The organism is Paenibacillus wulumuqiensis (genome assembly GCF_000971965.1).
In the GTDB taxonomy this organism is placed as follows: domain Bacteria; phylum Bacillota; class Bacilli; order Paenibacillales; family Paenibacillaceae; genus Saccharibacillus; species Saccharibacillus wulumuqiensis.
The window spans coordinates 91,654-115,692 of the sequence record NZ_LAQP01000017.1 but is presented as its reverse complement, the minus strand read 5'-3'; the positions used below and the strand labels follow the sequence as shown (position 1 = coordinate 115,692).

General features: G+C 50.0%; 21 protein-coding genes. 20 read left to right on the top strand and 1 reads right to left on the bottom strand.

Features of this window, described 5'->3' with window-relative positions:
* Nucleotides 1-242 precede the first annotated feature (242 nt).
* From WH45_RS19840 to WH45_RS19760, 16 genes are all read left to right on the top strand, one after another.
* Nucleotides 243-1,922 (top strand): glycerol-3-phosphate dehydrogenase/oxidase, encoded by a 1,680-nt coding sequence (locus tag WH45_RS19840; protein WP_046216200.1) that lies wholly within the window; start codon nt 243-245, stop codon nt 1,920-1,922.
* A 286-nt stretch (nt 1,923-2,208) separates the two neighbouring features.
* Nucleotides 2,209-2,712: a hypothetical protein gene (locus WH45_RS19835; RefSeq protein WP_046216157.1), complete on the top strand. Its 504-nt coding sequence runs from the start codon at nt 2,209-2,211 to the stop codon at nt 2,710-2,712.
* A gap of 367 nt (nt 2,713-3,079) precedes the next feature.
* Nucleotides 3,080-4,411, top strand: coding sequence for a hemolysin family protein (locus tag WH45_RS19830; RefSeq protein WP_046216156.1), 1,332 nt, complete (start codon nt 3,080-3,082; stop codon nt 4,409-4,411).
* Between the two features lie 192 nt (nt 4,412-4,603).
* Nucleotides 4,604-4,861 (top strand): YqkE family protein, encoded by a 258-nt coding sequence (locus WH45_RS19825; RefSeq protein ID WP_046216155.1) that lies wholly within the window; start codon nt 4,604-4,606, stop codon nt 4,859-4,861.
* A gap of 284 nt (nt 4,862-5,145) precedes the next feature.
* Nucleotides 5,146-6,105: an ABC transporter permease gene (locus tag WH45_RS19820; protein WP_046216154.1), complete on the top strand. Its 960-nt coding sequence runs from the start codon at nt 5,146-5,148 to the stop codon at nt 6,103-6,105.
* Nucleotides 6,089-7,042, top strand: coding sequence for an iron chelate uptake ABC transporter family permease subunit (locus tag WH45_RS19815; protein WP_046216153.1), 954 nt, complete (start codon nt 6,089-6,091; stop codon nt 7,040-7,042). The genes WH45_RS19820 and WH45_RS19815 overlap by 17 nt, the downstream gene beginning before the upstream one ends.
* An 88-nt stretch (nt 7,043-7,130) precedes the next feature.
* Nucleotides 7,131-7,889 (top strand): iron ABC transporter ATP-binding protein, encoded by a 759-nt coding sequence (locus WH45_RS19810; RefSeq protein ID WP_046216152.1) that lies wholly within the window; start codon nt 7,131-7,133, stop codon nt 7,887-7,889.
* A 139-nt stretch (nt 7,890-8,028) separates the two neighbouring features.
* Nucleotides 8,029-8,985 (top strand): siderophore ABC transporter substrate-binding protein, encoded by a 957-nt coding sequence (locus tag WH45_RS19805; RefSeq protein ID WP_082096990.1) that lies wholly within the window; start codon nt 8,029-8,031, stop codon nt 8,983-8,985.
* A 359-nt stretch (nt 8,986-9,344) separates the two neighbouring features.
* On the top strand, nt 9,345-10,286 hold the full coding sequence (locus WH45_RS19800; protein WP_046216151.1) for a carbohydrate ABC transporter permease: 942 nt from the start codon (nt 9,345-9,347) through the stop codon (nt 10,284-10,286).
* 12 nt (nt 10,287-10,298) lie between these two features.
* The gene (locus WH45_RS19795; RefSeq protein WP_082096988.1) at nt 10,299-11,183 is read left to right on the top strand and encodes a carbohydrate ABC transporter permease; all 885 of its coding nucleotides are present in this window, start codon (nt 10,299-10,301) and stop codon (nt 11,181-11,183) included.
* 26 nt (nt 11,184-11,209) lie between these two features.
* Nucleotides 11,210-12,598, top strand: coding sequence for an ABC transporter substrate-binding protein (locus WH45_RS19790; RefSeq protein WP_046216150.1), 1,389 nt, complete (start codon nt 11,210-11,212; stop codon nt 12,596-12,598).
* Nucleotides 12,599-13,479: 881 nt separating this feature from the next.
* On the top strand, nt 13,480-13,683 hold the full coding sequence (locus WH45_RS19785) for a YwbE family protein (RefSeq protein WP_046216149.1): 204 nt from the start codon (nt 13,480-13,482) through the stop codon (nt 13,681-13,683).
* Between the two features lie 42 nt (nt 13,684-13,725).
* Nucleotides 13,726-14,634 carry an aldo/keto reductase gene (locus tag WH45_RS19780; RefSeq protein WP_046216148.1) on the top strand — a complete coding sequence of 303 codons (909 nt, stop codon included), beginning with the start codon at nt 13,726-13,728 and terminating at the stop codon, nt 14,632-14,634.
* 166 nt (nt 14,635-14,800) lie between these two features.
* Nucleotides 14,801-15,589 carry a ZIP family metal transporter gene (locus tag WH45_RS19775; RefSeq protein ID WP_046216147.1) on the top strand — a complete coding sequence of 263 codons (789 nt, stop codon included), beginning with the start codon at nt 14,801-14,803 and terminating at the stop codon, nt 15,587-15,589.
* Nucleotides 15,590-16,129: 540 nt separating this feature from the next.
* Nucleotides 16,130-16,903, top strand: coding sequence for an alpha/beta hydrolase (locus WH45_RS19765; protein WP_046216145.1), 774 nt, complete (start codon nt 16,130-16,132; stop codon nt 16,901-16,903).
* A gap of 136 nt (nt 16,904-17,039) precedes the next feature.
* Nucleotides 17,040-17,357, top strand: coding sequence for a thioredoxin family protein (locus WH45_RS19760; RefSeq protein ID WP_046216144.1), 318 nt, complete (start codon nt 17,040-17,042; stop codon nt 17,355-17,357).
* Nucleotides 17,358-17,478: 121 nt separating this feature from the next.
* On the opposite strand, the gene WH45_RS19755 is transcribed toward WH45_RS19760, so the two are convergent.
* A complete protein-coding gene (locus tag WH45_RS19755; protein WP_052723879.1) occupies nt 17,479-17,934 on the bottom strand; it encodes a MarR family winged helix-turn-helix transcriptional regulator in 456 nt (151 codons plus the stop codon).
* Between the two features lie 411 nt (nt 17,935-18,345).
* On the opposite strand from WH45_RS19755, the gene def reads away from it, so the two are divergent.
* The 4 genes from def (at nt 18,346) to WH45_RS19735 (ending at nt 24,039) form a co-directional block, all read left to right on the top strand.
* On the top strand, nt 18,346-18,891 hold the full coding sequence (gene def / locus WH45_RS19750) for a peptide deformylase (RefSeq protein ID WP_046216196.1): 546 nt from the start codon (nt 18,346-18,348) through the stop codon (nt 18,889-18,891).
* Nucleotides 18,892-19,290: 399 nt separating this feature from the next.
* Nucleotides 19,291-21,081 (top strand): cache domain-containing sensor histidine kinase, encoded by a 1,791-nt coding sequence (locus tag WH45_RS19745; RefSeq protein ID WP_082096986.1) that lies wholly within the window; start codon nt 19,291-19,293, stop codon nt 21,079-21,081.
* A 106-nt stretch (nt 21,082-21,187) separates the two neighbouring features.
* On the top strand, nt 21,188-22,720 hold the full coding sequence (locus WH45_RS19740) for a response regulator transcription factor (RefSeq protein ID WP_046216142.1): 1,533 nt from the start codon (nt 21,188-21,190) through the stop codon (nt 22,718-22,720).
* A gap of 338 nt (nt 22,721-23,058) precedes the next feature.
* Nucleotides 23,059-24,039 carry an ABC transporter permease gene (locus tag WH45_RS19735; RefSeq protein ID WP_046216141.1) on the top strand — a complete coding sequence of 327 codons (981 nt, stop codon included), beginning with the start codon at nt 23,059-23,061 and terminating at the stop codon, nt 24,037-24,039.

Genomic DNA, 24,039 nt, shown 5'->3' with positions numbered 1-24,039 from the left:
AATCGTAAAATTTAAGCGATTTCTTTGCCTGAGTACAGCAGGGTATGTTATACTAGAGCTAACAAGTTAATAAATTCGTCATTAGACTTTGGAGAGACCACGAATACACGCGGCAGCAGCCGTTTATGTGTAATGTTCGTGGTCTCTTTTTTTGCGGCTTTAACTGGAATATTCTTGCAAATCAATCGGCTGAACAGCCACATAGGAATTCATATCACAGGGAGGAAATAATAATGAACACGATGTTTTCAGCACAGGACCGAGCAGCGATTTTACAGAAAATGACCCAGGAGACGCTGGATGTACTCGTTATTGGCGGCGGGATTACCGGATCGGGGATCGCACTGGATGCAGTCACACGCGGTATGAAAATCGGACTGGTGGAGATGCAGGACTTTGCAGCCGGCACGTCCAGCCGTTCGACCAAGCTGGTCCATGGCGGACTGCGCTATCTGAAGCAGTTTGAAGTGAAAATGGTTGCCGAAGTCGGCAAGGAACGTGCGATTGTCTATGAAAATGGACCACATGTCACCACACCGGAGTGGATGCTGCTTCCTTTCCACCAGGGCGGAACATTCGGCAGCTTCAGTACATCGATTGGTCTGCGGGTATACGATTTCCTCGCTGGCGTGAAAAGCAGCGAGCGCCGCAAAATGCTGAGTGCGCAGGAGACGCTGAACAAGGAACCGCTTGTGAAGCAGGACGGACTCAAAGGCGGCGGCTATTATGTCGAGTACCGCACCGACGACGCGCGTCTGACGATCGAAGTGATCAAGGAAGCGGTCAAACGCGGCGCACTGGCATCCAACTACACCAAAGCCGTTGATTTCATCTATGAAGACGGCAAACTGAAAGGCGTCAAAGTCAAAGATACGATCAGCGGCAAAGAATACAAAATCTTCGCCCGCAAAGTGATCAATGCTGCAGGTCCATGGGTAGATACACTGCGCAAAATCGATAACTCCAAAAAAGGTAAAACCCTGCAGATGACCAAAGGGATTCATCTCGTTATCGACCATGAGCGCTTCCCGCTGGAGCAGGCGGTTTACTTTGATACACCGGACGGTCGAATGGTGTTCGCCATTCCAAGAGACGGCAAAACATATGTTGGTACGACTGATACGGTCTACAAAGCAGACCCGATCCATCCGCGCATGACTACGGCGGACCGCGATTATGTTATCAAAGCGATTAACTACATGTTCCCGACCGTTAAAGTCACTGCGGATGATGTGGAATCCAGCTGGGCTGGCGTACGTCCGCTCATTCACGAAGACGGCAAATCGCCATCCGAGATTTCCCGCAAGGATGAAATCTGGCAGTCCGACAGCGGTCTGATCACTATCGCTGGCGGCAAGCTGACCGGCTACCGCAAAATGGCCGAGATGGTGGTCGATCTGGCCGTCGAGCTGCTGCAAAAAGAAACCGGCCAGACGTTCAAACCTTCCCAGACCAAGCATATGGCGATTTCCGGTGGAGATGTAGGCGGTTCGGCAGGCTTGCCGGCCTTTATCCGTCAGCATGCCGATGCAGGAGCAAATGTAGGGCTGAGCCGAGAACAGGCGGAGAAGCTGTCCGGATTCTACGGTTCCAATGTGACCCAGCTGTTCGCCCGTGTGAACCAGCCGGATGCCATTGCTGAAGAACTGGGATTGCCAGCGGATGTACGTGTACGTCTCGTATACGCGATGGAAGAAGAAATGACAGCCAAGCCGGTCGATTTCTTTATCCGCCGTACCGGTGCATTATTCTTCGATATCGCCTGGGTGCAGCAGTGGAAACAGCCGGTCATCGAGTACATGGCGAGACGCCTGAACTGGAGCGCCGATCAGAAGCGCCGTTACACCGACGAGCTGGAGACCCAGCTGCATGATGCGGTAGTGCCTTCCGATGCGGAAGCAAGCAGTGAGTTTGCGGTGTAAATGTACTAAATAAATAATCTAAATAATGCATAATCGCATAAGAGCGAGCATATTGAATCATTAAGTTATGATATTGTTGAATGACTGGATTACCGAATAGCAAAGCTGGATCAACGGCTCTCTTCCATAGAGAGCCGTTTTATTTTGGCCTAAAAGGAATGTGCAGAAGAACAACCCCGACCAAAGTCTAGGGGCAAAATCATCCACAGGCTGAGGTCAACGCATAATGCAGCATGGTATGCTGGATATACTCAGGTACAAACTAAGGATAAAGGGGAGAAATCAGATGATTAAACGGGCGATTATTGCACCGGTCCTGCTGCTGCTGGGAGTGTATTTGTTTTTAAATCCCGGCGGGTCGGGTGGAGCGGGCGAGATTTTTGCGACGTTCTGGCCGACACTGTTCATCATACCGCTGGGGCTGCTTTTTCAATGGATGTATTTTTCACTGGTCGGACCGAAAGGAGTCGGACTGCTCGTGCCGGGAGGCATTCTGCTGACGGCCGGAATCGTGAGCCAGCTGGCTCAAGTGTTCGGGATCTGGAGTTACATGTGGCCGGGCTTTATCCTGGCAATAGCAGTCGGGCTGTTCCAGCTGTACTGGTTCGGTTCACGCAACAAATGGCTGCTTATTCCAATCAATATCCTGACCGTGCTGTCACTGCTGTTTTTCGCTGTATTCTCGATCGATTCGGTGTTATCTCGGCTCATCTTCGTACAGCCGCTGGTAGCGATCGCGCTTGTACTCGGTGGTGCCTGGATGCTGGTGGAACGCAAAAAAGAATGGTAAGGAGTATAGCTTCGTATCGGTGATTCGAGCATCGCAGACTATCGAATCCCGACCAGCCAAAAGAGGCAGCACACCACACTGTACATATTCTATTCTTCATAACATCTATCGCATGCCGTATACTGCACATGATATGCCAATGATCCTGTTACAATTGCAGACACTGCTGCATCCAACCACATCGATCGGCTATCGGGAAAAGCTGCCTATTCGGCAGCTTTTTTGGTCGTTCCCTGGTCAAGCATGGCATGAACAAAAACAGAGCGGTTTATTTTGGGTAATGGTAAACAGTGAATGCCAAAGCATACATACTATTTATGTATAAATATCTGCTGGATTCAATCGAAAAAGAGGAGTGAGCCCGCCCATGGAAACGCTCAATGTCATTATCGTAATTTTGTTGATTCTGCTTACTTCATTTTTTGTTGCATCGGAATATTCCATTATCCGTGTCCGGGTATCGCGGATTAATCAGCTGGCGGAAGAAGGCAACAAAAATGCCAAAGCCGTACAGTATATCATTTCCAAGCTGGATGAGTTCCTGTCTGCCTGCCAGCTGGGAACGACGCTAACCTCACTGGCACTCGGCTGGCTGGGGGAATCGACGATTGAGGAGCTGCTGCACCCACTGTTCGTCTGGCTGCATATTCCGGGCTCCATGACGTCTGTGCTGTCCTTCCTGATCGCGTTTCTGCTGATGACCTATTTTGAAGTAGTAATCGGGGAACTGGTGCCCAAATCGTTTGCGATTCAGGTCGCCGAGCCGATGGCGCTGTTTTTTGCCCGGCCGATGATTATTTTCTACAAATTGACGTATCCGTTCAACTGGGTATTGAGCCGTTCGGCCCGCTTTATTACCGGATTGTTCGGGGTGAAACCATTATCCGAACAGGAAGTGGCACAGAGTGAGGCGGAGCTTCGGTTTGCCCTGTCCGAAGGATACAAAAGCGGCAGTATCACACCGACCGAGTACCGTTATCTAAACAATGTGTTTGATTTTGATGAATTGGTCGGCAGCGAGATTATGGTGCCGCGCACGGAAATTATCTATATTGCCCAGGACGCTTCGCTGGAGCGGTTCTATGATATTATCCGCGAGGAACCATACAGTCTGATCCCGGTCGCTCTCGGCGGGGACAAGGACCGGATTATCGGCCTGCTTAACGTCAAGGAGGTGCTGCGTGATGCGGTTAACCGCCAGCATGCACCGACCGATCCGATCGCGCCATTTATTCGTCCGGTGCTGCAGTTGATCGAGACGGTACCTGCCCGCGAGCTGCTCGGTCAGATGCAAAAGGAAAATATTCATATGGCTGTGCTGCTGGACGAGTATGGCGGAACAGCCGGTATGGTCACGCTGGAAGATGTTCTGGAAGAGATCGTCGGTGATATTCCATCCAAGTCGGATACCGAGCCGATGTCCACGCCGGCGATCAGCAAGCTGGGCGACCGGCATTACAAATTGCAGCCGCAGGCATTGATCCATGAAGTGAACCGCCGCCTGGGTACGGATATCGAAGCCGGTGAAGCCTATACGATCGGCGGCTGGATGCTGTCACGCAAGTTCAATATCCGCGAGGGACAATCGGTGATCGAGGATCATTATGAATTTACCGTTACGCGGATGGAGCAGCATCATATTCGCGAGATCGAAGTGCAGCCGTATGAACCGGAAGAACCGCAGGAAAATGATGATTAAGCACATAGTATGGACAGTGAGGAAGTGGGATGCAAGATAGTAAATGCAAAACCGGCACAAACCGCCAGCTTGCCCTTCACTGCAATCCTGTGAGAATGATATAATAAAATGAATGTCAGCCATGATGAAGCTATATGCATAAATGATCCATTTCGGCTGACATCCCAACTCTGGATAACGGGGGAACAGACCATGGCCAAGAAAAACAAAGCGCCGGCCAGACCGGCAGCCGCGCAGGATAAACCGGCTACACTCAAGGATCTGCTGAGTGCCGATGTGCTCGACAAGCTCAAATCCCAGGCGAATGAACTGCGTGAAGCGGAGCAGCAGCAGCAGGAGAAGCAGCGTCAGCAGGCGGAAGAAGCCCGCAAAGCCGAGCAAAAACGCAAAGACAACGATTTTGAGTACTTGCTGGAGAACAGTAATCAGGACTGGAAAAAATATAAATAAGTCTGCCAGCGTGCAGAACAGGAAGCCCTTCGGGACACAGCAGAGCCTACTCTGCCGCCGCCGGATGGCTTCTTTTGTCTACTTATTGATAACGATTATCAAAAAAAGGGTTGATCATTGTTTGGTAAATGGCTACAATAATACTTTGTAACCTATTGATAATGAATATCATTATCGAATGTATTTTTTTCCATATTACATACAAGGTCAGTCATCGGGAGGGAGGATTACCTTAAAGAGGATAACCAGGCAGTCATGCCGCCTTTTTACGGGAATGAACAGGTATGAAATTAAGAACGCTTATTATACTATTTACGGTTCTGGCGATCACCTCCCTGTTCGTGGGAGTGAAGGATCTGCGCCCCTGGGAAATGTTCAGCTGGACGGCCGAACAGCAGCAGGTGTTCTGGATCAGCAGGGTACCGAGACTGATCAGTATTATTATTGCCGGAGCCTGCATGAGTATTGCCGGACTAATCATGCAGCAGCTCAGCCGCAACAAATTTGTCTCGCCAACGACGGCCGGGACGATTGAATGGACCCGGCTCGGCATACTCGTCTCGATGATGCTGTTCGCCGCGGCCGCACCGCTGGTCAAGATGGGTATTGCGTTTGTGTTCGCACTGGGTGGTACTTTCTTGTTCATGCAAGTGCTGAACCGGATCAAGTTCAAGGATACGATATTTATCCCGCTGGTCGGGCTGATGCTCGGTAATGTGGTTAGCTCGATCGCTACCTACTTTGCCTACCGATATGATCTGGTGCAGAATATCTCCTCTTGGCTGCAGGGCAACTTCTCGCTCGTGCTGCAGGGGCGGTATGAACTGCTGTACATCAGCGTACCGCTCGCGATTATCGCTTACATCTATGCGAACCGGTTTACACTGGCGGGAATGGGTGAGGATTTTGCGACCAACCTGGGACTGAATTATAAAAGGGTCGTTACGATCGGACTGATCATCGTCTCGCTGATCTCGGCTTCGGTCGTGCTGACTGTCGGCTCGATTCCTTATCTCGGATTGATCATTCCGAATATCGTCAGCATCTACCGGGGTGATCATCTCAAGAAAAGTCTGATGCATACGGCACTGCTTGGTGCGAGCTTTGTTCTGCTGTGTGATGTGCTCGGACGAATCCTTATTTACCCTTACGAAATTCCGATCGGAGTCATGGTGGGTGTCATCGGCAGCGGCATTTTCCTGTATCTGTTGTTAAGGAGAGATGCATATGCGGCTGCAAGCTAAAATAGGATGGATGATCGGTGCTTCGGTCGTGCTGATTGCGATGTTTCTGTTCGTCAAGCTGAATCCCGTCAATCTCGATTATGTGCTGCCACGGCGCGCAGCGAAGATTACGGCGATTGTGCTGACCGGTACGACGATCGCGTTTGCTTCGGTTATTTTCCAGACGATTACGAATAACCGGATACTGACGCCGAGTGTGATGGGACTGGATTCGCTGTATGTGTTTATCCAATCGGTGATTGCTTTTCTGTTCGGGACATCCAGTCTGTTTATGCAGAATGCGAATGTGAACTTCCTGCTCTGTGTGGTTGGGATGATCGCCTTTTCCGGAGTGTTGTACCGGCTGATGTTCAGGCGGGAGAATCAGAATATTTATTTCCTGCTGCTGATCGGGATGATTCTGGGGAGTTTCTTTTCCAGTCTCTCGACCTTCATGCAGGTGCTGATTGATCCGAATGAATTTCTGATTTTGCAGAACAAGCTGTTTGCCAGCTTCAACAAGGTCAACACCGATCTGCTCTGGCTTGCCCTGATCGGTACGGCAGCGGTCGGCGTCTATGTGTATCCGTATATCAAATACTTTAATGTACTCGCACTGGGCAAGGATCATGCGGTCAATCTGGGCATCAATTACGATCTGGTCGTCAAAAGGCTGCTGCTGGCCGTAGCCGTGCTCGTGTCGATCTCGACAGCGCTGGTCGGACCGATATTGTTCCTCGGACTGCTCGTCGTCAATCTGGCACGGGAGTTCCTGCCGACGTACCGGCACAGCTATCTGATCGGCGGCTCGATCCTGATCAGCATCATTACGCTGGTCGGTGGGCAGTTGGTCGTAGAGAGACTGTTTGCTTTCTCGACACCGCTCAGTGTCATCGTGAACTTTTTTGGCGGCAGCTACTTCCTGTATTTGCTGCTGCGGGGAAATATCGCGAGATAGAGGGATAGCAGGACAGAGGATCACATCACGAATCCGCACAGAACAGGGTGATTCATGAGCCTGCTCTGTCATGAAAGGAAGAAGGACCATGCTGGAAGTCAAAAACCTGTCCAAAACGTATAACGGCAAAAAAGTGGTCGATGATGTCTCGCTGACGATCCGCAAAGGTCAGATCACTTCATTCATCGGACCGAACGGTGCCGGCAAAAGTACACTGCTCTCGATGATCAGCCGGCTGATTACGAGAGATCAGGGCGAAGTATGGCTCGAAGGCCGCGAGATCGGCAGCTGTGACAGCAAGGAACTGGCGCGTACACTGGCGATTCTCAAGCAGGCCAATCATATTGAGCTGCGGCTGACGATCCGCGAGCTGGTATCCTTTGGCCGGTTTCCATATTCGCAGGGACGGCTGAACCGGGAAGATGAGCGTCATGTGGATGAGGCGATTGCCTATATGGGACTCACCGACATGCAGCACAAGTACCTCGACGAGCTGAGCGGCGGCCAGAAGCAGCGTGCTTATATCGCGATGGTGCTCGCCCAGGATACGGAGTATATCCTGCTCGATGAGCCGCTCAATAATCTGGATATGAAGCATTCGGTCCAGATTATGCAGACCCTGCGCCGGATGGTACAGGAGCTGGGCAAGACGATTGTGCTCGTTATTCACGATATCAATTTTGCCTCCTGTTATTCGGACCGGATCGTCGCCCTCAAGGACGGACGGATCGTGCAGGAAGGCAGTGTGGAGCAGATTATCGACACGGATGTGCTGCGCGGTATCTATGATCTGGAGATTGGCATTCAGGAGATTGCAGGCCAGCGGATTTGTACATTTTACGCATAATGCCTGTACGGGAAAGAGTACAGCATCGGTGCTGCACGGTACCGAAATCCTGTTCTCTATAGAACCGTCACAGGCAGCACCTGGATTGAAATGGAATATTCATGCAGCATCCAATACACTTATCAAAGGAGAATTTATAATGAAAAAATGGACACTCGGTCTTACACTTATTCTGGCTATTCTGGTACTGGCCGCCTGCGGCAAAGATGCAGGTTCAACAACAGGAGCGGCAGCAGGAAGCAGTACAGCAGAAACGGCTACCGTCAAGGTTGCTCAGACGACAGGTGATGTTGAAGTACCGCAAAATCCGCAGCGCGTTGTTGTATTTGATATGGGGATCCTCGATACGATGGATCAGCTGGGCATCAAGCCTGTTGCTGTGCCCCAGGACAATCTGCCGCCTTACCTGAAAAAATATGCAGCCAGCGATTATATCAATGCCGGCGGCCTGAAAGAGCCGGACTTTGAGAAAATCAGCGAAGCGGCACCGGATCTGATCATCATCTCCGGACGCCAGGCGGATTCCTATGAAGAGTTCAGCAAGATTGCCACCACGATCAATCTGAGTGTGGATACGAATGATTACATGAATTCCTTTACCCAAAACATGAATATCATCGGTGAAATCTTCGGCAAGCAGGATCAAATCAAACAGGCCCTGACAGCCATCAACGACGAGATCAAAGCTACCCAGGATAAAGTGAAAAAAGCCGATCAGAACGCACTGATCGTACTGGCGAATGAAGGTAGCCTGAGCGCATACGGAGCAGGTTCCCGCTTCGGTCTGATCCATGACGTACTGGGCTTCAAACCGGCTGATCCGAATATCGAAGCATCCACTCACGGACAGAGTGTATCGCCTGAATATGTAGCAGAGAAAAATCCGGATTATCTGTTTGTTGTCGACCGCGGCAGTGCGGTGGGTGAAGATTCCTCCGGCAAAGCTACAGTTGAAAATGCACTCGTCAAAAACACCAATGCCTACAAAAACGGACATATCATCTACCTGAACCCGTACTACTGGTACCTGTCCGGCGGTGGTCTGCAATCCGTATCCGAAATGGTCAAAGAAGTGGGCGACGCGGTACAGGGATAATTTTCTGTACATCGATTGATCATGAAAACAGGAAAATGCGTAAAAATACGCTAACAGTCCTGCTAACCTAGTTATCTCGCTCTATTCCTAATTTCATCTATAGTCCAAAGGAAGCTGCAAGTTACATCGCAGCTTCCTTTTTGTTATATAAAGTGACATATACAAGTCAATAGAATGTTGGATATTAACCAAAATTCGATTTTTATGTATGAAAATCAATTATATTGATCATACCAATTAACTATTTTAATAACTATATTACACAAAAGGAGAACTATACTCTAGAAATTAATCATTATTTCATTATAATGATTATAACAACAGGTGCTGCTCACAAAACTTCCAAGGAAAGAAGGTGGATGATGGTGTCTGAAAATGCACAAACGATCGCAGGTCAACAAACCATAGCCGTCCGCAGAAAGTGGCTGAGTTCCACCGATATCGCCGGCTGGTGCTTTGTCCTGCCGCTGCTGGTCGGAGTACTGGGCTTCTCCCTGTACCCGATGGTCTCCGCTCTGCTGACGAGCTTCCACGGTAACGGCGCTGCCTCCGCGCAGTGGGTGGGGCTGACTAACTATTCCAGGGTGCTGCAGGACGATCTGTTCTGGGGTGCTCTCTACAACACAATCTATATTGGCGGGCTATCGGCCATTCTCGGTATTGTGTTCTCCTTTATCCTGGCCAGTCTGGTCCATCATCTGCCCTGGCAGCGTACGCGCAATGTGTTCAAAGCGATTTTCTTCCTTCCCAATGTGGTCTCGGCCGTAGCCACCAGTCTTCTCTTCAGTCTGTTATTTCATCCCGGCAAAGAAGGTCTGATCAACTATGCACTGAACTGGTTCGGTATCGATCCGGTTGGCTGGTTTACCGATCCTTCGATTGCACGTCTGAGCGTCGTGTTCATGATTCTATGGAGTGCGCTTGGATACAATACGATCATTTTCCTGGCTGCCCTGCAGAGCGTACCGCGCGAGCAATATGAAGCAGCCGATATCGATGGAGCGAGCGCGCTGGGCAAATGGCGCTATATTACGATTCCATCGCTGCGCCCGATTTTCCTGTTCATGATCGTCATGGGCGTGATCAACGGCATGAAGCAGTTTACCAATGTATGGCTGATCGGCGGCAGTGCAGGCAATCCGTCTGGCGCGCTGATGACATCGGTACTGTACATTTACCGTAATGCCTTTTTGTCTTCCCAGCTGGGGATCGCTACGGCAGCGTCGTATCTGCTGTTTGTGTTCATTCTGCTGCTGACGCTGGTCATCCTGCGGATCAATTCCCGCAACCAATTGAACTAGGAGGCTGACGATATGGATAAAACTGCACCCACGCTCCCGACAGCGCCTATGCAAAGGGGCCACAAAACAAGCCGGAAGTTCACCAGCTTTGCGATTATGTTCATCCTGTGCGCAGCCTCCGTGACGATGGTACTGCCTTTTATCTGGATGGTTATGACCAGCTTTGACTGGGGAGCAAGGCTGAATATTCCGTTCCCGCCCAGCTTCTGGCCGGAAGATCCGTCGCTGCGCACTTACCGGGCCGCTCTGACCAATGTGGATCTAATCCGCTATATTCTGAACTCCTTTGTCGTGGCGATCGGTGTGATTGTGATCAGCCTGTTCTCGGCGCTGCTGTCGGGGTATGCGCTGTCCAAGATCCGGTTCAGGGGAGCGGGATTGGTGCTCGTACTGGCACTCAGTACGATGATGATTCCTTTTGAAATGACGATGATTCCGCAGTACATGCTGTTCAACCAGATCCATCTCCTGGATACATATTGGGTTTTCTTTTTGCCGGCACTGAATTACGCCTTCGGTACGTTCCTGTGCAAGCAGTTTATTGACGGATTGCCGGGTGAGCTGAGGGAAGCGGCACTGATCGACGGAGCGAGTGAATATGGCATCTTCCCGCGTATTTATTTGCCGCTGTGCATGCCGATCTTTGCCACGATGGTCATTCTGCAGTTCCTCGGGGTATGGAATGAGCTGATCTGGCCGCTGCTGGCGCTTAACAATCCGGACAAGTACACCATTCAGCTCGGTCTGGCCATGTTCAACTACAACAATGGCTCCCGCCAAATGCCATCGATCATCATGGCAGCAACCTGTATCAGCCTGATTCCTGTGCTGGTACTGTATATGTTCCTGCAAAAGTACATCGTGGAAAGCATCGCGACAACAGGCATCAAGCAGTAACCAAATTAGACAAAGGTGGTAACGCTATGAGACGAAGATGGCAATCGGTGTGTATTGTACTGCTGGTAATGATTCTGACGGCATGCAGCTCTTCGGCAGAGGGCGAGGCGGGCTCGCAGACGTACAACTCGGAAGTACAGAAGGTATCCGATGTATCGGGCACTGTACGTCTCTCACTGGCCGGCTGGCAGCTGGAGAACGGCATTGATCCGGTGACCGGGCAGGAGACGACCGGATTCAACCAGTATGTCGAGGACACGTTCAAAAAAATGTATCCGAACATCACGCTGGAAGTGACCCAGGTTCCATGGGAAAATGCCCAGGCCAAGCAGCGTGCCCAGCTGATGTCCGGTGATGTCGATGTGATCTACACCGGTGGTGCCTTTGCCGCCCAGTATTATAATGAAGGATTGCTGCGCGATCTGGATGATCTGATCGACAAGGATACCACCTTTGATCCAGGCATCTATCTGGAAGGGATCTGGAACAGCTCTTACAGTACACGCTCGCCGGATGGACAGCATCAGTACGGCATCCCGGCCATTCTCGGCAAGCGTGTGACCATCTATGACAAGCAGATCTTCGCAGACTGGGGCGTAGAGCCGCTGTCTGAAGTACCAACTCCGGAAGAAATTCTGGAAAAAGCCAAAAAAATGACCGGTACCGATCCAAAAACCGGTGAGCAGACGTATGGACTGTGGTTCTCCGGCAACTCGATCAACCAGTCCACCTTTGTCGCGCTGAGCTACTATTTTGGTGAAAAAGGTGGCGAAGGTACCCTCGACAAACCGGGCGATATTAAATGGTCGCTGGATACACCGGGTATGGTCAAGGCTCTGGAATGGATGGGCGAAGCCTCCAAGCTGGCACCACCGGCATTCGTCAATGGCAGCGGTGAAGAGAACTTTGGCCTGGAAAATAACAATGTCGCGATGGTACTGGACAACAGCGGAACTACCATCATGAGTGAATTCCGTGCCAATGGCGACAAGGAACTGCTGGACCGCTACGTACCGGTTATGAATATCGGTAAAGACGGCACCGGTTGGGTCGCCGTCGATCCGATCATCATGGCCAAAAAAGTCGAAAACCCCGAAGCTTCCTGGGAAGTCATGAAGTTCCTGGCGAGCTACGATACGCAGAAGTGGGCATACCTGAACTTTGACTACACCCCGACACTGAAAAAGGCAGACTTTGTGGAAGAAAATAACGGATTCGTCCAAAACGCCATGAAGATGGCGGATATCACCAAGCCGACACTGATGGACGAAGCGAACCCTTTCTACAACAGCGAAATCGTCCCGGCGATCAACGGCTACCTGAGCGAATCGGCCAACGGCAAGACGCCGGATGCCAAAGCACTGCTGGAACGACTGCAGTCACGTGCGGAAGACTGGTCAGCCAATCAAAAGTAAGACGAGCTTTTTTGAAATGGAAGTGTTAGTTAGGAGTGACAAGTCAATGGAATCGTTGTGAGGTCATGCATTCCAGAAAGGAATAAGAACACGTCCTCCGGTGGAGCCGGGGAATCTACGAATTAGGAGAAAATGTAGATTCCCCGGCTTTATATTTTGGTTGATTCTAGAATGAAGAACTTACACATCTATGGCAAACACAGTAAAATAGCAAACCAGCTAAAATTAAATTAAAAGGAACTGACTGTTGCGGTAATCACTACTGCTATAGCCGGTTCCTTTTTTATTCGAGAGCACATCTTTCCGGGTAAGTACATATTTGATGTAAAATTATTCTGATGGATGCTTTCACTCCATGCCGGGTGCGGATACGAATCAGTTTGGCAAATTAACAAATGGATCAGATCACAAATACATTAACAAATCGTAATCCATCTAATAACCAGGAAATCCAATGGAATGCAACTGTTCTACAGACTTCTTCTCGTAAGTCTTGCAAGCTCTGTAAGCAGACGCGGCAAAAGCTGCTCGCTTGCACGGAGCGCAGGAAAGGGAATAGAGCTAAGGACGACATTTAAGTCTGGAGATCGACTGCTGCAGGCGGTCAACCATGATCTCCAGGCTTAACCGGAGGACGTGCTCTATCCCTTTCCGGAGCAGATGCCGCAAGAACATCCGAACCACCGTATATGCTGCAAGAACATCCGAACCACTACATATGCCGCCAGACCATACACACCATTGCCCAGCATAGAACACGCACCACTTTGTGGATTTCAGCCAAGTATTATAAAATATGCTGTAGCACCATCAATAGAACAGACAGCCCACACCTGACATAGATGGCAAGGCTATCGCTCAGGAGGAAAGGAACTCAAATCATGAACGGACAAACACGTGCCAACATCAAGCCGGGCCTGGAAGTGGATATTGTGCTCAAGCAGGATCAGCGCACCGGCAAACTGACCCGCGGGGTGGTCAAGGATATTCTGACCAACTCGCCGAATCATCCGCACGGCATCAAAGTGCGCTTGGCGTCAGGACAGGTAGGACGGGTAAAACATATTATTGCGGCTTCCAACTGAAGCACACGGCAAACAAACACATAATGAAAGGGGTACTGCATGATGAAACAGAACAAACTGGGAGCTTCCGATCTGGTCGTCGGTGAAATCGGGCTGGGCTGCATGTCGCTCGGCACGGATGAGAACAAGGCGATCACGCTGCTGCACGAAGCGCTGGATCTTGGCGTAACGCTGCTGGATACGGCCGATCTGTACGATGAAGGACGTAACGAGGAGATTGTCGGTAAAGCGATCAAAGGCCGCCGCAGCGAAGTCGTACTCGCTACCAAAGTGGGCAATCGTCGTATTCCCGGCAAAGAGGGCTGGGTATGGGATGCGTCCAAGGAATATATTCTCCAGGCGGTCAAAGAGAGCCTGCGCCGGCTGCAAACCGATTATATCGATCTGTATCAGCTGCATGGCGGTACATTGGACGACAATATCGACGAGGTTATTGAAGCCTTTGAACAGCTGAAAAAAGAAGGATTGATCCGCCAGTACGGCATCTCCTCCATTCGACCGAATGTGATCCGCGAATATGTGAAACGTTCGCATCTGGTCAGCGTGATGAGCCAGTACAGCATCCTGGATCGCCGTCCGGAAGAAGAAGTACTGCCGCTTCTCGCCGAGAACGGTGTCAGCGCCATCGTGCGTGGTCCGGTAGCCAGCGGCGCATTGGCCCATGGCCGGGAGGACAAAGCACAAAAGGGCTATCTGGACATTGATGGTGACGAGATTGTGAAGCTGCGTCGTCATCTGGAAGAACTATGCGGCCCGGATCGCAGTCTGACCCAGCTGGCGATCCGCTATTCCCTTGCCCATTCGGCAGTGGGAGCCGTTATTCCGGGAGCCAGCTCGTCGGAGCAGCTGCGTCATAACGTGGAGGCCGCTTCAGCGCCTCTGCTGACCGAAAGTGAACTGAATGCGATCCGTGCGCTGCGTCCGGCCAACACGTATGCCCAGCATCGTTAAGTACGGTATCAACATCTATTCAAAGCATCTCATGATGATCATGGGATGCTTTTTTCATGGATTCATAGACAATATGTATATTGTGAGATAACTGGGTGTTCCTATTCACTTCATTTCTGGTTAATAAGAGGACAGGTTAGCTTGTTACAAAAGGAGGCGGAAAAGAATGTGGAATGCGCTTATGTGGGGAGCAATTGCCGGTTCGGCCGTGCTGCTGGGCGCGCTGGTAGCGATTTATTTTAAAATTCCCAAAAAGATTATCGGCTGGATCATGGCATTCGGTACCGGTACGTTGATCGGGGCAGCATCGTTTGAATTGCTGGGTGATGCGATCGAGGATGGCGGACTGTTTGCTACGGCGATCGGCTTTCTGGTCGGTGCGGTAGTGTATACGGGATTCGATCTGTTCATCTCTTCCCGGGGCGGCGCCCACCGCAAGCGTTCGTATTACAACCGGGCGGAAGAAGGAGACGAGCAGGACAGCAGCGGACAGAACTCTTCTTCCAAGGATAAAGGCAAATCCAAAGGCGGCAGCGGGCTCGGGATATTCGCAGGTACCGTCATGGATGCCATCCCCGAGTCGATCATGATCGGTGCCAGCCTGCTGACCGGTCAAGGGGTTAGCGCCGTACTGGTCGTGTCGATCTTTGTGAGTAATATTCCGGAGGGACTCTCCAGTACCGTAGGGATGCAGCAGAGCAATTTTTCCCGCGGTAAAATATGGGGCATGTGGATCGCCGTATTGATCGTATCATCGCTCGCTTCGATGCTCGGCTATCTGTTCCTGGAGACCCTGCCCAATGAGATCAAAGCAGGCATCGGCGCATTTGCCGGCGGCGGGATTATCGCCATGCTGTGCTCAACGATGGCACCAGAAGCCTACGAGGAAGGCGGTCCCATGGTCGGCCTGATCGCTTCGCTGGGCCTGCTGGTTGCACTGATGCTGAGTATTTGAATTTTGCATAGGGCTATGAATAAAATGCATGGAGTAAATAAATCAGCTGATTTCCTGAGCATGGGGTTAGCTGATTTATTTCCATATAAAGAATAAATTTTGCCGAATCGAGAATTACATACACATGAAAAAGGGTTAAACTTATATATACTTGGTAAGTCGCACCCTCTATTATCATCTGGATATTTTGCTGATAAATATTCACGGTGGATTAGCGATCTGGAGTGATTTCATTTTTACATGCTGGCAGTCTGCAAAGACTGGTTAAGGCAGAACTTATCCAAGATGAAATAATGCATAAAAGCTGCATATTCAGAGACATGGTTCTGGAACTGCAGCAACATGATACCTGGAGTATTGATGCAGTCAGACATCCATCTGCTTGGCGCGAGGTACTCGAACTGGCAGACGAAATCAGGATAGAGCTGGGAATGATCTGGATCCTGTCGGTGAAGCGGATCTGGAATTGGATGATTTCACGAAACAGGATGAAGTGATATGTACTTCATTCAATCAGGAACTGCAAAAAGGAGAGTCGTCATGAAAGGAACACTGTTTACCGAAAGACATGCCGGACGTGAACTGCTGATTTATTTGCCTCCTTCCTATGAGCAGGCGGAATATCCGCTGCCGGTGGTGTATGTGCAGGACAGCGGGGATCTGTATGACCCGGTGCTCAATGCGAATCTGTACCATCTGGAGCTGCGCTTTGCCGCCGGTACACTGCCTGAATGTATGCTGGTCGGCATTATGCCGTATGACCGGATTCACGAATATACACCGTGGTCGGCCCAGAAGCTGCAGCCCGGGCGACGATATGATCATTTTGGCGGCAGGGCCAGCCAGTATCTGTATATGATCGTACACGAGCTCAAGCCGTGGGTTGACCGCAATTTCTATACCGATCCGCGACCGGAGAGTACCGGCATCGTCGGCAAATCGCTCGGCGGGCTGGTGGCCCTGTTTGCGGCGTATGTGTATCCCGAGGTATTTGGCCGCATCGGCGCCATGTCGGCTTCGCTCTGGTACGAAGGCTTTGTGGAATTCATGGAGGAGCGCCAGCTGAATCCCAATCTGCGTGTATACATGGATATCGGCTCCCTGGAAGGTACCGCCAAGACCAACCGCCAGCGGCTGATGCAGTCGCTCACTGATGAAGCGGCTGCCATCCTGGCGCGCAGCGAGCTGCCTGCGGAGCAGCGGCATTTCCGGCGCATCGAGGGAGAGGACCATAACGAAGAAGCGTTCTATCGGCGCTTTCCGGAGATGATGGAATGGTTATACGCCCGCCATACGGTTCGGTTGCTGCAATAGAGACCTTGCCAAATTTAGCTAAAAAGCAGATAATAAGAACAGAGAATTCTTTAAATTAAGATAGCTGAAGGACAGCAGTGGTGATCCGCCGCTGATCTGACAGATGCATAAATCACTAGGAAGGAGCGATTCTCTAATGGAAAGAATAGAATCTGCAGAACAATACCAGCAGCTGATTGGTGAACAGGAATATACGGTGATCAAGTTTGATACCAACTGGTGCCCGGACTGCCGTACCCTGGACCGTTTTATGGGCGACATTATCGAACAGAACGCAGACAAGCGCTTTTATGCCATGGATGCAGAGAAGTTCCAGGATCTGGCGGAGCAAAATGAAGTAAGAGGAATTCCGAGCCTGCTCGTATTCCGCAACGGCGAGAAAATCGCCCACTTGCACAGTAAATTTGCCAAAACACCTGCACAGGTGTCCGAATATCTCGCAGAAGTTAAATAAGCAGCCATACAACAGTCAAAAGCCCGGTACAGGATGATGATCCTGCCGGGCTTTTGTTATGGTAATGTATATGTTAACCGATTGAGGAATATGGGAAATGTAGAATAACATCATTACATTATTATCTTTGCTTCGCGACCAGCTCTTTGCGTTTAAGAATAAGATGTTCCACACTGCGCAGATGCAGCAGCAGTTCGTCTGCATCCTCATCATTCAGTTCACGGATATTCTCGACCAGCTTGCCAGCCATGATGCTGAAGATTTTATCGAGTGCTCTTCCGCCTTTGCGGGTAATGGAGATGCTCACATAACGACGATCCTGATCGGAACGAGTACGTTCGATCAATTCTTCCTGTTCCAGTTTGTCACAAATCTGCGTTACGGCACTTGTCGTCAGCCCTGTTGCCTTGACGATATCCGTACCATACTGACTGCCATTATTCAACAGAAAGTGAAGAATAAAGATCTCGGTTGTGTTGGATTTGAGTTGACGCATTAATGTAGGCAGTTCCATGATCCGCGGCATGCGGTCCACAAGCAGTAAATAACTTTTAAGAAGTTCACCAGACGTTTCCAATTGTTAAATCCTCCTCAATAATATAGGTAAAACTGTTAGTTAATTATCGATATGATGAAAAGTGTGAAAAATGATTAACTATCAGAATTCCATTATGTAACATCAGGTTGTCTACAATAGAAAATGCAAAAATACAAATAAGAAATGCAAGATTCTTAAAACTTCCTTAACAATATAGTAATTTGTTACCAGTATTACGTCAATGCAAATTCGACAGATTGAGACAAAAAACCGCTGTCATTGACGTAAATTTGAACTTTTTTTATAATTAAATATAAATATCGCCGATTTAGCTATCATTTTTTAAAATATTGAACTATGCAGCGTTTGCCGTCTTGTCCGGCAGGCGAATTATATCAATTAAAAGGTGGCCCAATTCCATTGAACCATTCATCACTTCCCTTTGTAACCATGGACGAAATTGTACGTGAAGGTGAGCCGATTCTCCGTGAGGTGACTGAACCGGTGACACTTCCTTTATCCGAGGAGGACCGCACGACAGTCAGTCGCATGATGGAATTCCTGAAAAAATCCCAGGACGAAAAAGCGGCTGAGCAATATGGACTGCGGGCGGGCATAGGTCTTTCTGCCAATCAGATTGGCTGGAACAAACGCGTCTTTGTTGTTTATTTTACCGATGATCAGGATCGTCAGCTGGAATATGTATTTTGCAATCCCAAGCTGGTCAGTCACTCGGCTGCCATGATCTATCTGGAGAGCGGTGAAGGGTGTCTGTCTGTAGATCGTCCGGTGGACGGTTATGTACCAAGGTATGAGAAAGTAACGGTGCACGCATATACGCCGGAAGGACAACTCTTCAAACTCAAGCTGAAAGGCTTTGCAGCTATCGTATTCCAGCATGAGTATGATCATCTGAACGGTGTGATGTTCTATGATCATATTAACAAGAAGGATCCATTCCGTCTGCCTGATGTCGAATATATACGTCCGCTGTAATCTAACTAGTATATCGGATAAATGTTCATTTTCATGAATTTTTTTCATAATAAAATTCATACTTTCTTAAAACTTTGGCAATAGGATAGGGCAGCATACAGCGTTATTCATGCTGCAGCAATTGACCCATAACCCCTGTTCAGCCATAGTCCAGGAGCATAAAAATCAAATCCGCTGCTATCTTCTCAGGCAGAGCGAACCGGAAAGGCCGTCAATGAAAGACGGTCTTTTTCGTCTGGTTGTGATATGATACATTATATTTCCGGATAATTGTAAGCGTTTCAATATACTGAATGCATAATAATTCGGATCACAAAGGTAAAAAAGAGTAGTCTGGATTTATGATACGGGAAGCAGTGAATCATTACCAATCATGACCAAGCGGAGCGATGAGGAGATATGAAGAAAGCGAGAGGGACCATGCTGCAGCTGATCATTGAGCGTATTAATGATATCAAAATCAAAAACAAGCTCATTTTTGCGTACATTTTTGTCGTGGTGCTGCCGGTACTGTGCATTGGCGGCTTTGTCGTCGATTATTTACGGCAGGAAGCGCTCAACAATGCGATTGAACAGACGACCAACAATGTGGAGCGTATCAAAAACCAGATGACGACCATGCTGCGCATCCCCATTAACATCTCCAATGAACTTCTGTTTGATACCCGGCTGAGTCAGGTCGTCAATACACGCTATGAAAAGGTATATGATCTGGTGGCAGCCTACCAGAATTATCAAGAATTCGATGAATATCTGCGCCTCTACTCCGAAATATCAGCGATACGCTTCTATACCAGCAACGAGACCATTCAGAACAACCTGGAATTTATGAAAATCAATTCGGATACCCGCAGCAGCGAATGGTATCAAAAAGCGATCAACAGCCGCAAAATCAACTGGTTCTATCGCAGCGATGACCAGATTAGTCCCATCAAAAAGCTCAGCCTCGTACGTGATATCAAATTTACCGATTATACGACGAGCGGAGTGCTTGTCATTGAGCTGAGCCAGTCCTATCTGAATTCACTGATCAGCGCAGAGCCGTTTGAGACGATGATTCTGGACGATGACGGAAATATTGTGGCAGCGAAGGATATATCGCTGATCGGCAAGCGACTGGATGATCCCATCATTGATATTGATATCGACCCTGCCGGCAAAGGAACCTATGAACGTGAAGTAAACGGCCAGCAGTCCAACATTGTCGTTGATGAACTGGTGCCCGAGAGCAGCGCCAACGGACTCAGGATTGTCTCGGTCTTCTCCAATAATACGATTGTCCGCGATTCCAATATGATCATTCTGATCGGAACCGGTGTGCTCGTGCTGATCCTGCTGAGCGGGCTGCTGTTCCTGCGGCTGATCTCACTGCTGATTACCCAGCGTCTGTCGGGACTCAGCCGTCAGATGAACAAGGTGGGAACCGGAGATCTGACCGTCACCTCGCGCATCTCCGGGATGGATGAGATCGGTCAGCTGTCGCGTAAATTCAACGATATGGTCGCCAGCATCCGCCAGCTGATGGATCAGGTATACGAGACCAATGAACGCAATACACGGCTTGAGATCAGCCAGCGGGAGATTAATTTTAAAATGCTGGCGAGCCAGATCAATCCGCACTTTCTGTTCAATGCGCTGGAATCGATCCGGATGAAAGCCTACATGAATGGAGAAAAGGAAATTGCCTATATTGTCCGGCTGCTTGGCAAGCTGATCCGCAACAATCTGGAGATCGGCAGCAAGCAGACGACGATTGAAGGTGAGATGGAGCTGATCCGTTCCTATCTCGAAATCCAGAAATTCCGGTTCGGGGAGCGGCTGAATTATGAACTGCTGCTGGACCCTCAGACATGCCGTACCCCGATTCCGCCGCTGATCATCCAGCCGCTCGTCGAGAATGCGATCATCCACGGCATGGAAAGCAAGGAAGGCGGCGGATTGATCATTATTCGTACGCTGCAGATTGACCATGAGGTGATGGTTGATGTTATCGATAACGGAACAGGCATGACCGAGAGCAGACTCGAGCAGGTGCGCCGGTCCCTGTACAGTGAAGAAGAAGGTGAACGGATCGGTCTGCGCAATGTGCATCAGCGGCTCACCCTTTCCTACGGCAGTGCGTACGGGCTTCATATTTCCAGTACGCCGCATGTGGGCACACAGATTTCCTTTAAAATTCCGGCCGGATAATGACAGCAGCCCGGTTATGCCGGATACATGCAAAAGCGGCACGGAAGCAGCATCCTATCATCGATCAGGCAGATGCTATACCATTCTTGGCAGAGGGAGGTTCATTATGTTTAAAGTAATGATTGTCGATGACGAACCGGCAATACGTGAAGGATTAAAAACCATTGTGGACTGGGATGCAATCGGATTTGAGGTGGCAGAGACGGCGGCCAATGGCCGGGAAGCACTGCAGAAATATGAGCGTATCCGTCCCGATCTGATGATTATGGATATCCGTATGCCCGGCATGAGCGGACTGGAAGTGATTGAGCAGCTGCGTCAGGACAAGCTGCGCCAGGCCCATGTGCTGATTCTGAGCGGATATGCGGATTTTGAATATGCCCGCCGGGCGCTCGGTTATGGGGTAGATGGATACCTGCTCAAGCCGGTGGATGAGCAGGAGATGGAGGAAGAGCTGCGCCGGGTGCATCGCACACTGGAGCAGGAGCGCCGGGTTAATGTACGCCGGTCGGAGCCTGTGCCTGTGCATGAGGTGGTCGAGCAGATGCTGCTGAGCAGCTCCGGCAAAGAGCAGAACAAAGCCGAGACCGAGCTGCAGCTGGACTGGGATCGGTATCAGATCATTTTGCTGGAACTGCGTGAAGGGCCGGGCAGACCGTCTGAAGGGTTGGCAAGGCAATTCCGCCGGCTGTCCGATTGGTGGACGGATGATCCCAAAAACATCGTCTTTCGTGCCGGCAGCTATCTGGGCATACTGACCGGACGCGAAGCGGACAGGGATAGTCTGCTGCAGCTGCGCCAGCGGCTGTTGGCGCAGGAACCGGAAGGCTATCAGGTGTATCTGGCTGCCGGTGAGGCGACCGGGGACAAGAGTCTCATACATGACAGTTATGAGCAGGCCGAGTCGCTGATGAACCGGCGCTTCTGGGCGGGAGAATCGGGTATTCTGCAGATGGAGCCTGCACCGGTGGAGCCTGAGGATGAAGTGACCGTGCCGCTGGCCGGTGAGTGGGCAGACCGGCTCTATTATGCCGTCGATATCCGCAGCCTGAATGCAGTGGAGCGGGTCATGCAGGAGCTGATCACCGCCTGCCGGAGTGCAAGTCTGTCCGAGCGGGATACGAAGAGTCTGTGCTCGCATGTATTATCGCTGGCGCTCAGCCGCCTGCCAGGCAGCATCGCCGGCTCTGGTCCGGCTGTGCAGAAGTGCCTGTCGCTCATTCCAGAGCTGTATGCCATGTCGACAGCCGGGCAGATTATCCGGCTGGTGCTGCAGCAGATCGGCGAACTGCTGGAATCGATGGATGGCGGCAGTCATGAATCGGTGATGAAGCAGATGACCGATTTTATCCGGCGCCACTACAGTGACAATCTCAAGCTGGAGATGCTGGCGGAGATATTCAACTACAACAGCGCCTATCTCGGCAAAATGTTCAAGACATATACCGGGGAATCGTTCAATCATTTCCTCGATCAGGTTCGGCTGGATAATGCCAAGGAGATGCTGGCCCAGGGCATGAAGGTACACAAGGTTGCGGCCCAGGTAGGGTATGCGAATGTGGATTATTTTCACAGCAAATTCAAAAAGTATACCGGTATCTCGCCTTCCGCCTATCGGGAGCAGATGGGACAGGGTTGAAGCAGGAGCATAGGGCTCCTGCTTTTTTTATGCCACAGCGTAAGCGTATGACCAGCGTTATATCGCAGCGTTCGGCCAGCGCTGAATATATGCGGTCACAGCAGCTGGCAAGAAGATCGGAAGGCTGCAGTGCAGAATGGAAAAACCTCAAATTTTAGTGATAAAGGTTATGGAATTTCCTATGACTAATTTTTATATGAATTTATGTGCAATTTGTAAGGTATTAACAGTAAGCGCTTTCTTTTATAATCGGTATGTATCCCACACAGACGCGGTATCAAGTAATAAGGTCAGTATCCGCGCAGGATCAGGACCGATTATAGGAAGGCGGATGAGTTATGGAGTCAACAACCAAACAGGCTTCGTCCCGGAAAAGGGATCGGGCTGCCAGTCTGAATTCCCGCAAAACGGGAGGCTTCTGGAAGTTATTTAAGCAGCAGCGTTATTTGTATCTCATGTCGTTGCCTTTTGTGATCTGGGCGTTCATATTCAGCTATGTACCACTCTGGGGATGGCTGATGGCCTTTCAGGAATACAAGCCTAACCGATCCTTTTTTGACCAGAAATGGGTAGGGTTCGATCAGTTTATTACCCTGTTCCAGGACCAGCAGTTTTACCTGGCTCTGCGTAATACACTGGCCATGAGTTTTCTTGGTCTGATTTTCGGATTTATCTTTCCGGTTGTTTTTGCCATCCTGCTCAATGAAGTCAGAGGCATGGTGTTCAAAAGAACCGTACAGACCGTCTCTTATCTGCCTCACTTTGTCTCATGGGTCGTTGTCGCCGGTATCGTAACCAAGGCGCTTTCCACAGACGGCGGGGTGGTTAACGAACTGCTCATGTCGCTTCATATTATAAACCAGCCGATTCAGTTTATGGCTCAGGGCCAATGGTTCTGGGGGATTGTAACCGCTTCCGATGTATGGAAGGAAATGGGTTGGAGCACCATTATTTATCTGGCAGCCATCACAGGTATTGACCAGGAACAGTACGAGGCTTCCCGTGTAGATGGAGCCGGACGCTTCCGTCAGATGTGGCATATCACACTGCCGGGTATGCGTACCACAATTATCGTACTGTTAATCATGTCTATCGGTCATCTGGTGAGTATCGGTTTTGAGAAGCAGTTCCTGCTCGGTAATAACCTCGTAACGGATTATTCACAGGTACTTGATCTGTACGCACTGAAATACGGTCTGGAAATGAACCGCTATTCCTACGGTACAGCGATCAGTATATTCAACTCGGTCATCAGTATTATCCTGCTGTTCACAGCGAACGGAATCTTCAAGAGAACGACCAAAGAAAGTATCATGTAA

What these genes read in the sequence shown, in the direction of transcription:
- WH45_RS19800 (WP_046216151.1), top strand. Translation starts at nt 9,345, where the DNA reads ATGATGGTGTCTGAAAATGCACAAACGATCGCAGGTCAACAAACCATA.
- WH45_RS19815 (WP_046216153.1), top strand. Translation starts at nt 6,089, where the DNA reads ATGCGGCTGCAAGCTAAAATAGGATGGATGATCGGTGCTTCGGTCGTG.
- WH45_RS19765 (WP_046216145.1), top strand. Translation starts at nt 16,130, where the DNA reads ATGAAAGGAACACTGTTTACCGAAAGACATGCCGGACGTGAACTGCTG.
- WH45_RS19835 (WP_046216157.1), top strand. Translation starts at nt 2,209, where the DNA reads ATGATTAAACGGGCGATTATTGCACCGGTCCTGCTGCTGCTGGGAGTG.
- WH45_RS19735 (WP_046216141.1), top strand. Translation starts at nt 23,059, where the DNA reads ATGGAGTCAACAACCAAACAGGCTTCGTCCCGGAAAAGGGATCGGGCT.
- WH45_RS19780 (WP_046216148.1), top strand. Translation starts at nt 13,726, where the DNA reads ATGAAACAGAACAAACTGGGAGCTTCCGATCTGGTCGTCGGTGAAATC.
- def (WP_046216196.1), top strand. Translation starts at nt 18,346, where the DNA reads ATGGACGAAATTGTACGTGAAGGTGAGCCGATTCTCCGTGAGGTGACT.
- WH45_RS19795 (WP_082096988.1), top strand. Translation starts at nt 10,299, where the DNA reads ATGGATAAAACTGCACCCACGCTCCCGACAGCGCCTATGCAAAGGGGC.
- WH45_RS19810 (WP_046216152.1), top strand. Translation starts at nt 7,131, where the DNA reads ATGCTGGAAGTCAAAAACCTGTCCAAAACGTATAACGGCAAAAAAGTG.
- WH45_RS19825 (WP_046216155.1), top strand. Translation starts at nt 4,604, where the DNA reads ATGGCCAAGAAAAACAAAGCGCCGGCCAGACCGGCAGCCGCGCAGGAT.
- WH45_RS19840 (WP_046216200.1), top strand. Translation starts at nt 243, where the DNA reads ATGTTTTCAGCACAGGACCGAGCAGCGATTTTACAGAAAATGACCCAG.
- WH45_RS19830 (WP_046216156.1), top strand. Translation starts at nt 3,080, where the DNA reads ATGGAAACGCTCAATGTCATTATCGTAATTTTGTTGATTCTGCTTACT.
- WH45_RS19775 (WP_046216147.1), top strand. Translation starts at nt 14,801, where the DNA reads ATGTGGAATGCGCTTATGTGGGGAGCAATTGCCGGTTCGGCCGTGCTG.
- WH45_RS19760 (WP_046216144.1), top strand. Translation starts at nt 17,040, where the DNA reads ATGGAAAGAATAGAATCTGCAGAACAATACCAGCAGCTGATTGGTGAA.
- WH45_RS19820 (WP_046216154.1), top strand. Translation starts at nt 5,146, where the DNA reads ATGAAATTAAGAACGCTTATTATACTATTTACGGTTCTGGCGATCACC.
- WH45_RS19745 (WP_082096986.1), top strand. Translation starts at nt 19,291, where the DNA reads ATGAAGAAAGCGAGAGGGACCATGCTGCAGCTGATCATTGAGCGTATT.
- WH45_RS19740 (WP_046216142.1), top strand. Translation starts at nt 21,188, where the DNA reads ATGTTTAAAGTAATGATTGTCGATGACGAACCGGCAATACGTGAAGGA.
- WH45_RS19805 (WP_082096990.1), top strand. Translation starts at nt 8,029, where the DNA reads ATGAAAAAATGGACACTCGGTCTTACACTTATTCTGGCTATTCTGGTA.
- WH45_RS19785 (WP_046216149.1), top strand. Translation starts at nt 13,480, where the DNA reads ATGAACGGACAAACACGTGCCAACATCAAGCCGGGCCTGGAAGTGGAT.
- WH45_RS19790 (WP_046216150.1), top strand. Translation starts at nt 11,210, where the DNA reads ATGAGACGAAGATGGCAATCGGTGTGTATTGTACTGCTGGTAATGATT.